General features: G+C 43.6%; 13 protein-coding genes. 10 read left to right on the top strand and 3 right to left on the bottom strand.

What is annotated here, in order from left to right:
* Window positions 1-230: 230 nt before the first annotated feature.
* On the bottom strand, window positions 231-1,031 hold the full coding sequence (yaaA, locus tag DVY93_RS12160) for a peroxide stress protein YaaA (RefSeq protein WP_230711021.1): 801 nt from the start codon (window positions 1,029-1,031) through the stop codon (window positions 231-233).
* Window positions 1,032-1,531: 500 nt separating this feature from the next.
* Here yaaA and DVY93_RS12155 point away from each other — a divergent pair, with 500 nt between their 5' ends.
* The 8 genes from DVY93_RS12155 to DVY93_RS12120 all read left to right on the top strand — a co-directional run bounded on the left by DVY93_RS12155 (window position 1,532) and on the right by DVY93_RS12120 (window position 7,430).
* Window positions 1,532-2,686 carry a Re/Si-specific NAD(P)(+) transhydrogenase subunit alpha gene (locus DVY93_RS12155; RefSeq protein ID WP_230711020.1) on the top strand — a complete coding sequence of 385 codons (1,155 nt, stop codon included), beginning with the start codon at window positions 1,532-1,534 and terminating at the stop codon, window positions 2,684-2,686.
* Between the two features lie 114 nt (window positions 2,687-2,800).
* Window positions 2,801-3,139: a proton-translocating transhydrogenase family protein gene (locus DVY93_RS12150; RefSeq protein WP_198335036.1), complete on the top strand. Its 339-nt coding sequence runs from the start codon at window positions 2,801-2,803 to the stop codon at window positions 3,137-3,139.
* Window positions 3,136-4,536, top strand: a complete 1,401-nt coding sequence (locus tag DVY93_RS12145) for an NAD(P)(+) transhydrogenase (Re/Si-specific) subunit beta (protein WP_230711018.1) — start codon at window positions 3,136-3,138, stop codon at window positions 4,534-4,536. Before DVY93_RS12150 ends, DVY93_RS12145 begins: the two co-directional genes overlap by 4 nt.
* 138 nt (window positions 4,537-4,674) lie before the next feature.
* On the top strand, window positions 4,675-5,214 hold the full coding sequence (locus DVY93_RS12140; protein ID WP_230711016.1) for an acyl-CoA thioesterase: 540 nt from the start codon (window positions 4,675-4,677) through the stop codon (window positions 5,212-5,214).
* 163 nt (window positions 5,215-5,377) lie between these two features.
* On the top strand, window positions 5,378-5,587 hold the full coding sequence (gene iscX, locus DVY93_RS12135; protein WP_230711014.1) for a Fe-S cluster assembly protein IscX: 210 nt from the start codon (window positions 5,378-5,380) through the stop codon (window positions 5,585-5,587).
* A 64-nt stretch (window positions 5,588-5,651) separates the two neighbouring features.
* Entirely contained in the window at window positions 5,652-6,161 is a 510-nt protein-coding gene (locus tag DVY93_RS12130; RefSeq protein WP_230711012.1) for a GyrI-like domain-containing protein, read from the top strand.
* Between the two features lie 135 nt (window positions 6,162-6,296).
* The gene (locus tag DVY93_RS12125) at window positions 6,297-6,524 is read left to right on the top strand and encodes an HNH endonuclease (protein WP_230711011.1); all 228 of its coding nucleotides are present in this window, start codon (window positions 6,297-6,299) and stop codon (window positions 6,522-6,524) included.
* A gap of 54 nt (window positions 6,525-6,578) precedes the next feature.
* Window positions 6,579-7,430, top strand: a complete 852-nt coding sequence (locus DVY93_RS12120; protein WP_230711009.1) for a hypothetical protein — start codon at window positions 6,579-6,581, stop codon at window positions 7,428-7,430.
* 105 nt (window positions 7,431-7,535) lie between these two features.
* On the opposite strand, the gene dapE is transcribed toward DVY93_RS12120, so the two are convergent.
* Window positions 7,536-8,753, bottom strand: a complete 1,218-nt coding sequence (gene dapE, locus DVY93_RS12115) for a succinyl-diaminopimelate desuccinylase (protein ID WP_230711007.1) — start codon at window positions 8,751-8,753, stop codon at window positions 7,536-7,538.
* Window positions 8,754-8,806: 53 nt separating this feature from the next.
* Entirely contained in the window at window positions 8,807-9,562 is a 756-nt protein-coding gene (locus tag DVY93_RS12110) for a 2OG-Fe(II) oxygenase (RefSeq protein WP_230711006.1), read from the bottom strand.
* A gap of 141 nt (window positions 9,563-9,703) precedes the next feature.
* On the opposite strand from DVY93_RS12110, the gene DVY93_RS12105 reads away from it, so the two are divergent.
* Both DVY93_RS12105 and pssA read left to right on the top strand, forming a co-directional pair.
* A complete protein-coding gene (locus tag DVY93_RS12105) occupies window positions 9,704-10,579 on the top strand; it encodes a 23S rRNA (adenine(2030)-N(6))-methyltransferase RlmJ (protein ID WP_193005974.1) in 876 nt (291 codons plus the stop codon).
* A gap of 26 nt (window positions 10,580-10,605) precedes the next feature.
* The gene (gene pssA, locus DVY93_RS12100) at window positions 10,606-11,502 is read left to right on the top strand and encodes a CDP-diacylglycerol--serine O-phosphatidyltransferase (protein WP_230711005.1); all 897 of its coding nucleotides are present in this window, start codon (window positions 10,606-10,608) and stop codon (window positions 11,500-11,502) included.
* Window positions 11,503-11,977 lie beyond the last annotated feature (475 nt).

Here is an 11,977-nt window from a genome sequence, read left to right as displayed (position 1 = left end):
CTATCTTTTTAACAGCTTCAGCTTTAAATTCGTCACTGTAGGTTCTTAATTTCTTGGTCATGGTAAACTCCGATTAATACGCTTAGTTTACCAAGTTTATCTCTACGGTTTCTTCAGCATAGCTCATTTTATCTTCGTATCATAACTCTTAGGCAAGTATAAACCAAGTAACCCTCTGATCAGCTGAGCTTATCAGAGGGTTTTTATGAGCATAGATTGAAACTTTAACACTACTGATCCGCTGCATCTCGTCTAAAAGTCCAGGTCTTATCGTCAGACGCTGCTTCGCAGTAATAATAACCCGCCAAATCAAAATCTTTTAACTGTTCCGCATTAGTCAGCTTATTATCAGCGGCATACTTCACCATCAGTCCGCGTGCTTTTTTGGCATAAAAGCTAATGACTTTGTATTGACCATTTTTCTCATCTTCAAATCTTGGTGTAATGATGTCAGCATTTAGCGCCTTTTTCTTGACTGACTTAAAGTATTCATTAGAGGCTAGGTTGACCAAGACCTTGTCATCGCTGTCAGCCATGCGTGTATTAATTACGTCCGTCACTTCCTCACCCCAAAACTCATAAAGAGTGTCACCGCGCTCGTTTTTAAGCTTGGTGCCCATCTCTAATCTATAAGGTTGGATTAAGTCCAGCGGCTTCAACACCCCGTAAAGCCCTGACAAAATACCCAAATGCTCATTCACATAAATAGCTGACTCTTTGTCCATGCTGTACATGTCAAGGCCAGTATAGACATCACCATCAAACAAGTAAGCCGCAGGCTTAGCATTTTCGGTGGTAAAAGGCTTATCAGTATCCCATTGCCACTGCTGATTGCGCGTTGCGTTTAGCTGCGCCAGATCATCAGAGATGCTCATTAATGCTTGCAAATCGACAGGTTCTTTTATCTTCAGTATTTTCATCAGCGCCTGTGAGTGTTCGATGAGCTCAGGCTGACTGTAGTAGTTGCCTAGATTTACCGGTATTGCATCTGTTTCATTCAAAGATTTGGCAGGAGAGAGTAAAAAATACATCGCTATTCCTTATTATAGTGAGTCAATGGTGACCATTCTATTAAAGTATCCAGTTTTCTTATTATACGATACTCACGCGCTTAACAGATCTTGTGCACCGTTATTTTGTACTTTTTAGCGCTATACTCGAAATTTGCAAACATTTGAAAGGTAGTTGTGAGTGTCGAGAGGTGATATTGGTTAAGCCCAACCATTTATCAGAAAAATAAAAGTTTTTAATATAACAATAAAAGTTATGCAGATGGTGTAAATGCCTAACTTTTTATTTTACTTGTGGGTCATCATTAGACAATGAAAGTTGCCGGATGATGTCTCTATAATAAAAAGACATGATGGCAAAGTAGCTATCATTTATTAAATTGATAATCTTTGGTCGTAATCTTGAAGCAAATATGACCAAAGGTTTTTTTGTCCCCTGTGCTTTTTGAATGTGCGTTGAGGGTATTAAAGGTAGTCATTGAGACGTGAATAAAGTCATTAGACGTAAGTAAGGAGACGGTATGAAAATCGGTGTAATCAGTGCAGACATCGCGAGCGAGAGCCGCGTCGCGCTAACCCCAGACGCGGTCAAAAAATTGCGTAAGCTTGGGTTTGAAGTCGTCATACAGTCAGGTGCAGGTCAAGCAGCATATTATGCTGATGAGCTGTATCAGGCTGCGGGTGCCGACATTGCCAACAGCAGCGCCGAGGTCATCAGCCAATCTCAGATTATTACGACCGTCAATGACTTGTCAGCTGCGGCGACTGATGGCTTGACATCTGGTCAAATTGTCATTGGTATGCTCGACCCATATCGTAACACGCAGCTTGACACTTATGCGGCCAAGGGCGCAACGGTTTTTGCGATGGAGCTACTACCACGCACACTGTCACGTGCACAGAATATGGACGTACTGTCATCACAAGCCAACCTTGCTGGTTATAAAGCGGTATTGCTCGCGGCCAATGAGTACTCGCGTCCTTTTCCGATGTTTATGACGTCAGCGGGTACCGTCAAGCCAGCCAAAGTGGTGATCTTAGGCGTAGGTGTGGCAGGTCTGCAGGCGATTGCGACAGCGAAGCGTTTAGGGGCAGTGGTTGAAGCCAGTGACCTGCGTCCTGCGGCCAAAGAGCAAGTCGAATCCCTGGGTGGTAAATGGCTTGATGTGCCGATGAGCGAAGATGAAGCCCAAAAGGCCAAAGCAACGGGCGGCTATGCGTGGACGCCCTCAGAGCAATATATCAAAGACCAAGCTGCCGTGGTGGACAAAGCCTTGAGCAACGCTGACATCGTTATCACGACAGCGCAAATTCCGGGCCGTCAAGCCCCGCGTTTGGTCCATGGGGCCACTCTTGCCAAAATGAAGGCAGGTTCTGTGCTGATCGATATGGCTGCTGGCACAGGCGGTAACGTAGAAGGCAGTGTGCCTAACGAAACCATCAGCACGGATAATGGCGTGCGTGTTGTTGGCGCGGCCAACATTCCATCGATGCTTGCCGCGCAGTCCTCAGACTTGTACGCAAATAACCTTGTCAACTTTATCACGACTTTGATTACGCCTGCTAATGATGACGCTGCAACAACTGAGCTGGCACTTAATATCGACATGGATGATGAAATTCAGGGTGCACTGGCAGTGACGCATGATAGTCAAGTACGCCTTGCCAAGCGCTAGGTTTGACGGCCTATCATTACATATGTTGTCACCATACATTTGCCAGTAACGAATAAATTTTAGGAGGATTAGATGATTGCCACTATTTTAGCTGCAGCGCCAGCTGGAGCCGCCATGAGTAGCACACCATTTGTAGCGATTTTTACCGTATTTGTACTCGCTATTTTTGTTGGATATTACGTCGTTTGGGGCGTCACACCTGCACTGCACACGCCATTGATGGCGGTAACCAATGCCTTATCCAGTATTGTCATCGTGGGTGCGATGCTACAGACCGTCACGATTGACGGCTCGGTATTTACACCAACCAGCTTGCTTGGAGCCTTTGCTGTCTTTTTGGCCAGTATCAATATTTTTGGTGGTTTTGCCGTGACTGAGCGTATGCTTGCGATGTTTAAACCCAAAGCAAAAAAATCACCAGTTGTTACGACTGAAAGTGGAGGCGATGTATGAGTGACTTAACAAACTTCATTGCTACCAATGCTGATTGGTTTTATTTAGTCGGTGCTATTCTCTTTGTCTTGACCCTACGTGGTTTGTCGAGTCCAAAGACCGCCATTCGCGGTAATCGCTTCGGTATGGCAGCGATGGCGATTGCCGTCGTGACGACTTTCTTTTTAGCAGAAGGCCCTGTCCTTTGGTTGATTATCGGTGCCATGATTTTAGGTGCCATCGTTGGGATGTGGAAGGCGAAAACGGTCGCGATGACCCAAATGCCAGAGACGGTCGCTTTGATGCATTCGTTTGTCGGCTTGGCAGCGGTGGCGATTGCGCTGGCAACAGTATTGCATACTGAACAACAGCATGGTGCGGTGGCTCGTGTCGAGCTATTTATCGGTTGCTTTATCGGTGCAATTACTTTCTCAGCGTCTGTCTTTGCCTTTGGTAAATTGGCAGCAAAAAGCTGGGCCAAGACCTTGGTCGGTGGCTGGGTAAAACCTGTACAAGCGCTATTGTTTATTGCAATGATCGGTTTTGGCGGGGTGTATTTCGTCACCGACTCACTCCCAGCGTTTTATGCGATGGCAGTGATTGCGGTTATCTTTGGCTGGATGTGGATTGCGCCAATCGGTGGCGGTGATATGCCAGTGGTTGTGTCTTTGTTAAACTCATTCTCAGGTTGGGCGGCCGCGGGGATTGGTTTTACCCTTGGCAACTCGATGCTGATTATCGCAGGCTCGCTCGTTGGTTCCTCAGGTGCGATCTTGTCTTATATCATGTGTAAAGCCATGAATCGCTCATTACTCAATGTACTGTTTGGTGGTATGGGTACGTCAGCCGTCGCAGCAGGCGATGATGATGGTGCACCTAAGAACTACAAGGCCGGCTCGGCAGAAGACGCAGGCTTCTTGATGTCTAACGCCAGCAATGTGGTCATTGTACCGGGATATGGTATGGCACAAGGCCGTGCCCAAAATGCGGTAAAAGAGCTGTATGAATTATTAAAAGATGAAGGCGTCAACGTGCGTTTTGCGATTCATCCGGTTGCTGGTCGTATGCCAGGCCATATGAACGTATTATTGGCAGAAGCCGACGTGCCTTATGATGATATCCTTGAGATGGACGAGATCAATTCAGATTTCGCTAGTACCGATGTGGTCTTGGTTATTGGTGCAAATGACGTTGTGAACCCATCTGCGAAGGACGATCCTACGTCACCTATCTTTGGTATGCCTATCCTAGAAGTGAATAAGGCCCAAACCGTCATGGTTATCAAACGCTCGATGAGCACGGGTTATGCTGGTCTAGATAACAGCTTGTTCTACATGGACAAAACCATGATGATCTTTGGTGATGCCAAAAAAATGGTAGAAGAAATGGTGCGCAGTATCAATGGCGGCGGACATTAATCTCTAAGCCAGTTGCTCAATAAAAAAGTCACCTAGGTGGCTTTTTTGCGTTAAAGTATGCGGCATTGATGACCGCTACGATATTGCCACCTATATATAATTGCTTATTACAATGAATAGCAAATAAGAGAATTGCCCATGAATATGTTACTGCGTTTTTTTATTATGACCAGCTTGCTAAAGCAGCAACTCAAACAGCAGTCTGTGAGAGAAAGTCTTAGTATAGAAACCCTGACCGCGCCGACAGTTCGCCATTATCGTGTGTTGCCCCATGATATGGGCTTTCGCGACCATCTTCCTAATTATCGTTATCTGTCTTTTATTGAGCTAAATATTACCCGCTGGCTGATGACGTGCTGCCAACAAAAAGGCGTCAAACCTTTAAACTGGGTGATCGGCATGCAAGAGATGGTTTATCTAAAAGAAATCAAATTCCTTAACAAGATGACTGTAAGTAGTAAACTGGTTGGTTGGGACCATAAATACGTGTATTTCGAACATCGCTTCTTTGTCAAAAACCAGTTAATGAGCGTGGGGATGACCAAATTTGTCTTGATGGATAAAAAAGGCCAGCAGCAAGCCCCAGAGGTACTAGATATGACGGGGAAGCAGCTAACAGCTGTCATTACCACATGGAATGATCACCAAGTGGCTGTTAAGTCGACTAAGTCGGTATAAGTAACAGCGAAAAAACAGCGAAAAATACTGTCGTAAAACAACTTGGCTATAATCATTTGCTGAATTTTGGTAGGATAGAGTCCATCAAGTCGTCAATATTCAGGCGACCACACCGTGTTTCAAAATAACTATTTTTAAAACGACTAAAAAATAAGGTACCGTTATGAAGCCACAAAAATTAAAATGGACAGACAGCTTAGATATCGCGATTGAGCTTTATGAGAAGTTCCCAGAGACAGACCCACAGTACATACGTTTTACCGATTTGCATCGCTGGGTGACTGAGCTGGAAGGCTTTGATGATGATCCACAAAAATCAAATGAAGGGATCTTAGAAGCCATTCAAATGAATTGGATTGATGAAGCGGATTAATCGACTCGGCTTTTTAGCATTGCTACAAATAAAAATTAAATAAACAGATAGAAAAGGCTGCATCATGACATCACAAATTCAAGAGCTATCCGACGCCATAGCTTGTCGCGGCATCAGCGTTCGTACGACCAATAACGCTGAGATCAGCCATGAAACGGCTAAATTAGGTAGGTTATGGCAGAAATTTTACCAAAACCATGTCAGTCATCTTGAGAAAGGTGAGGACATTTATGGTATTTATCATAACTATGAGAGCGACGACTTAGTAGGCGCGTTTGATGTGGTCGCTGGTTGGCAGACGACTAATGAGCAAGACGAAGCGGAGCAGTCAGATAGTGACGCTACGCTGAACATGGACAATGTGGTAGAGGTAACCATTTCTACTGGCAAGTATTTGGTATTTTCTGAAAAAGGCAATATGCCAAATACGGTCATGAATGCATGGGAGAAGGCGTGGGAATATTTTAATACAGCAGACTGTGAGCACACCCGAACGTTTGCTGTCGATTTTGAGCGTTATATTGATGGTAATCTAGAGTACGGTCAAGTCGATCTGTATATTGGTATCGAGTGAGACTATTCGCATTAGAAATCTGTAAAAGGTAACTATCGCTTTAAAGTTAATCCTTACAAATATGAAGTGTCATTGAATGTTATAAAATTAAAATTACTTAATCTTTCGTGTGTTTTACATGTTTGAGGAGTATAAATGAACCAGCCAAATTGTGCACTTTGTGACATTGTTATTACTAATAAAAATGACACTAAAGAACATATAGTTCCCAATGCAATTGGCGGAAGGAAAAAGATAAAGGGGTTTATTTGCAGAGCTTGTAATAGTACTTCTGGTGATAGTTGGGACAAAGAGTTAGCAAAACAACTTAACCCTTTAAGTCTGTTTTTTGGAATTAAACGTGAGCGTGGAGATGTGCCATAGCAATTATTTGAAACTACATCTGGAGATAAGCTAAAGCTTCATGCAAATGGTAGCATGGCTTACGAGAACCCTGTCTTTTTAGAAACTGCATTAGATGATGGTATTAGTACGAGAATTAATATTCAAGCCCGTGACATAAAAGAGGCGAAGAATATGCTTAAAGGAGTAAAAAAGAAGTATCCTAAATTTGATATTGAAGATGCCTTTAGTAAGTTAAAAATTCAATCATTATATTGTTCAGATATGGTTAGAATGGATTTCTCTATGGGAGGTGCTGAGGCAGGCCGTTCTATCGTAAAGTCTGCTTTAGCTTTAGCAGTTTATTCTGGTATTCCTACTGAGTCATGCATTGAAGCAACAAATTATTTAAATAATGAAGACTCTGAAGCTTGTTTTGGCTATTTTTACGAGTTAGATTTAGTGAAAAATCGTCCCCAAGATACTCCTATTCATTGTGTCTCAGTGAAAGGATGTGACAAGAGTAATCAAGTAATTGCTTATGTCGAATATTTTGGCGTACAACGAATGGTGTTATGTCTGGGTAGTAAGTATACAGGTGAAGCGATATCGAATACATATTCTTTAAATCCTATAACTGGCGAAGAGCTTGAACTTGCCGTAGAGTTAAATCTTACAAACAATGAGATACGCGAAGCATATCAATATAAAAAGATTCCAAGTGGCTCAGTTGAAGAAGCCTTTGAAAAAGTAATCCCTGCGGGTATGAAAGCTTCTTATGAAAAAGAACAAAATCGAGTTGTCAATAAAGCTATACAGAAAGCGTTTGAAAATTGTGGAGCGAAAGAGGGTGAAATGTTGATGCCTGAAAACATTGAGAAAATAATAAGTATATTGATGGAAGAAATTGAACCATTCATAATGCATAATATGTCTCAATCATACTAAAGAGATTAACTTATCTCTTTAGTAATAAAAGGATAGTACTGACAAAAAAGCGTCCTTTTATATAGAGGGCGCTTTTTTAATTGCCTACAATTGATATTACGCTAACTAATCCAACAGCAAGTTTTCCAAAATCCCTTCATAAATCTGCGCCAATTTACCTAAATCATCGACTTCTACTTTTTCATCAACTTGATGAATCGTAGCGTTACGTACCCCAAGCTCCACAACTTGCGCACCCGTTGGCGCGATAAATCGCCCATCTGAGGTGCCGCCTGATGTGGATAGCGTGGTATCAACATCGGTCACTTTTTTGATCGCCTTTTGACAGGCTGAAACCAATTTACCTTCAGGGGTCAAGAATGGCTGACCCGACAATTTCCAATCAATGTCGTAACTGGCTTTGCTGTTTGAAAAATATTTATCAAATATAGCATGCGTTTTTGCTTTTAATTCTGCTTCAGTGGTTTCTGTTGAGAAGCGAAAGTTAAAGATAACCCCTAAGGTTTCAGGAATGACGTTGGTCGCGCCTGTGCCGCCATTGATATTTGATATTTGCAAGGACGTTGCGGGGAAGTAGTCGTTACCATTATCCCACTTGGCAGCCGTCAGTTCAGCCAGTGCTGCCATCGCCGCGTGGATAGGGTTCGAGGCCAGATGCGGATAGGCGACATGACCTTGCTTGCCGGTGACGGTGAGCACCGCACCCAAGGAGCCACGACGACCGTTTTTGATAATGTCGCCAAGCGTGTCGGTACTTGATGGCTCACCAACGAGGCAATAAGTGATTTTTTCATGACGCGCTTCTAGGGTTTCAATGACCTTGATTGTGCCATTTACTGACGGGCCTTCTTCATCTGAGGTGATTAAAAAGGCAATAGAGCCATTATGCTCAGGGTGGGCTTGCACGAAACGTTCGGCCGCGATGGTAAAAGCAGCAATACCGGTTTTCATATCAGCGGCACCGCGCGCCCACAAATACCCATCAGCGATGGTTGGGCTAAAAGGTGGGTAAGTCCAGTTGGTCTCATCGCCAGTCGGTACGACGTCCGTGTGACCCGCGAAACAAATCACAGGATCAGTGTTACCACGACGTGCCCATAAGTTTTTGACTTCAGCGTGCTCGCCACTTTGATCTCTATCGCCAAAATACATAAACTCGCAATCAAAGCCTGCCTGTGTCAAACGCTCGGACAATATATCTTGGCAGCCGTCATCATCTGGTGTGACCGAAGGGCGCTCCAGTAGCGCAATACTCAAATCTAGAGTTGCTTGTTGATGCGTCGCTTGTTGATGAGTGTGGGTTTGGTTATGAGAGTCAGACATAGATAAACCTTTTATATGTAAAGTCGATTTTTAGAGTTTTTGTCAGTGATGCGTTAATGGCCTTCTTCAACAAACGGCACCAAACCATCTCGGCGCATCCAAGTGGCGATAGAGTAGCGTTGGCGGTGGGCAATTTGCACTTGATGGGGTAGGTCACTGTCAAATATGACCAACCGATTGGCGGCAGGCATGACATTATGATGCACACCCTGCTTATCAACGATCTCTAACGCGCCGCCGTCATTAAGTGTCCATTCATCGTTGAGATAAAACACCGCTGAGATAACGCGTTCATCCCGTCCAGCAGGATTGTCGCTGTGCCATTGATAGCCAAAGCCCACAGGATAGCAGGCGTAGTGAGCTTCACTATGGCGAATACCGGCGAATAAGCTTCGATTGAATAAAGCGGCAAGTGCGTTAATACTCTGCAAGTAATAGTAACCTGCAAAGAAGTTCTCAGTGATCCAGCGTATTTTGTCACCGCGAATATCACTGATACGAACGCCAGCGGTCAGTGCAGCATCTCGGTAGTCAATAAAACCACTCTCCGCCTGCAAGGCCATCAACGCTTTAGGCTCAAACACATCGTCAATAATTAGCCAGCCATCACTGACAAACTTATCCAGCTGCGTGTCCGTTAGCTTGTCTTGCCAATTTATCTCAAAATCAGATAACTGCAATACACGCTGAGTGGGCGGCTTTTGAACCGCGTTATCACGGTTTGCAAACAGAGAGGGTGGATTATCCTGACCTATCGGATGATCGACGACCAACTCTGTCACATTAAGGTTGCTAATAATCTGCGTCATTTCATCTCATTATTATCCATCAGCTGACAATATATCGTCAATCAGTGTCTTTTTATTGCCAGCACTTACCAAAACCACATTATCTTTTACTCTGCCTATGCTACCATAGATGCAATTTTTCTTATTTAAACTTTTGAGATTATGAACTATAAACACGCCTACCACGCTGGTAACTTTGCTGATGTGGTTAAACACATTTTATTGGTACAACTGCTCAATCAATTGGGGCAAAAAAACAAACCTTTTTATGTGCTTGACGCTTATGGCGGTCGTGGACTGTACTCACTGAGCAGTGAAGAAGCACGCAAGACAGGGGAGGCCAAAGGCGGTATCCAAGCGTTACTACAAGCAGATACCGAAAAAGCGCCCGCCGCTGTCAAAGATTATATGGAAGGCATTAAGCAAGCCAGATTTACTTATGACAATAAAGTCTATCCAGGTTCCCCTTGGTGGATTGCTCATCATGTTGAAAAAAACCCTGAGGCCGGCGTACGCGGTGAGGCGTTTGAAGCCAAAGCCACCGAATATGACGCGCTAAACTATCAGTTGCATAAATTACCAATCGGTATTCATCATCGTGATGCGTTTGAAGGCATCACTGCGGTTATTCCACCAAAAGAGAAACGCGGTCTGATCTTCCTCGATCCCCCTTATGAGCAAGAGCATAAAGACTTTACGCGCCTTATTGACCTGCTGGTTGCGGCTTATAATAAATGGCCACAAGGTACTTATGCACTTTGGTATCCAATCAAAAACATCGAGGCAGTAGAGCTGTTTTACAAAAAGCTCAAACGTACCGAAATGAGACGTCAGCTGGTTTGTGAGCTAAACATCTATCCAAATGATGTCGCAGTTGGCTTGAACGGGACAGGACTGCTCGTTATCAATCCACCTTGGCAGTTTGATAATCATGCGCGTGAGATCGTACGCTTTTTACAGCCTGCCCTAAAAGTGGCTGACGCGCCAGACTTGACGCCTGATAGTGCGACCAATGTGCGCTGGCTAGTTGGTGAATAGTAATATCGGTAAATAAGGATATTAAGATGACAAATAAGCAACCACCCAAAAGCCAGTCAAGTAATACGCCGCTAAACGATGGGCCAATACACGACAGAGCGGCAACCCAGCCGCCTTTCGTCGATGAGCATGAGTTTAATATTCGCTTAGCGGATAGTGACAGTTATGATGGCTTGACATTTGAGGTGATTGAGGCTGAGGTTGCCGAAGGTAAACGGGTGGTCAGTCGCGGTGTCTATTTAGCGCCCAACTTGATCACAACCTTGTCCCTGCTGTCAGGTTTTTACTCGATTTTAGCGAGTACCCAAGGCGAGTTTTATAAAGCGTCTTTAGCCATCTTTTTATCCGCTATTCTCGATGGGGCAGATGGCCGCGTCGCCCGTATGCTCAATGCCCAAAGCCCATTTGGTGAGCAGTATGACTCCCTAGCAGATATGTTAGCGTTTGGTGTGGCACCTGCTATTTTGATTTATAGTTTTGCGCTACAACCATTAGGTCGTATTGGTCTTGGCTGTGCTTTTGTCTTTACCACTTGTGGCGCGTTCCGTTTGGCACGCTTCAATGTGCAAGTCGGCATCGTTGATAAAAAATATTTTGTGGGTTTGGCCAGTCCGCTTGCCGCCATCTTGGTTACTGCAGCGGTGATGGTAGCCATCGATCATAATGAATGGATAGGCCAGTACGACACGCTGGTCATGTTCTTATTTGCCGCATGGGTAGTCACTTGTGGTCTACTGATGGTCAGTAATGTTAAGTACTATAGCTTTAAAGAGTTTGATAAAAAGAAAGTGCCTTTTGTCGTTCTTATTATTGGCGTATTGATCATGAGCATCGTTCTCTATGACATCCCTGTCGGTATTTTAGCCATTGGGGTCATATATGCCCTGTCAGGTATTTTTACTACGATCAAAGCAAAGATGTAAAACCCGCTATACCTTTTACATTAAGGAACTTGCCAATTGGTAAGTTCCTTTTTTTATGGTTAAATGTGGGCGTCAATTTACTTGTATCGATAATAGAAGACAGTAAACCAGACATCTCTCCTTAAAAGAAAAGACGAGGAGCATCAAGCATAAATAATTTTTTTAACTAAAACAAACAGTTAAGCAGAAGTGATGTGCTACTAGTAAAATAAATCAAACTATTTATAACTTCTTGCTTGACCCCCAACTAAAAGCGCGTATAATGCCACCCAGTCGGAAGGGAGCTGCATTAAGAAACATAGATCAGATCTATGGAAGATAAAACAGCTAGTTTAGATTTAACCCAACTCTTCATAGTAAGAAAAAAAGTTAAAACTAAATAAAAAATACTTCTTGACTTGGTAAAAAAAGCGTCTATAATACGCACCTCATTAAGGGAAGCAGTTAATAAGAAGGGTGATTAATCATCCGTAAT

Origin of the sequence: Psychrobacter sp. CCUG 69069 (assembly GCF_021023115.1) — a bacterium.
Taxonomy (GTDB): domain Bacteria; phylum Pseudomonadota; class Gammaproteobacteria; order Pseudomonadales; family Moraxellaceae; genus Psychrobacter; species Psychrobacter namhaensis.
This window is presented reverse-complemented; position numbering and strand designations above follow the sequence as displayed.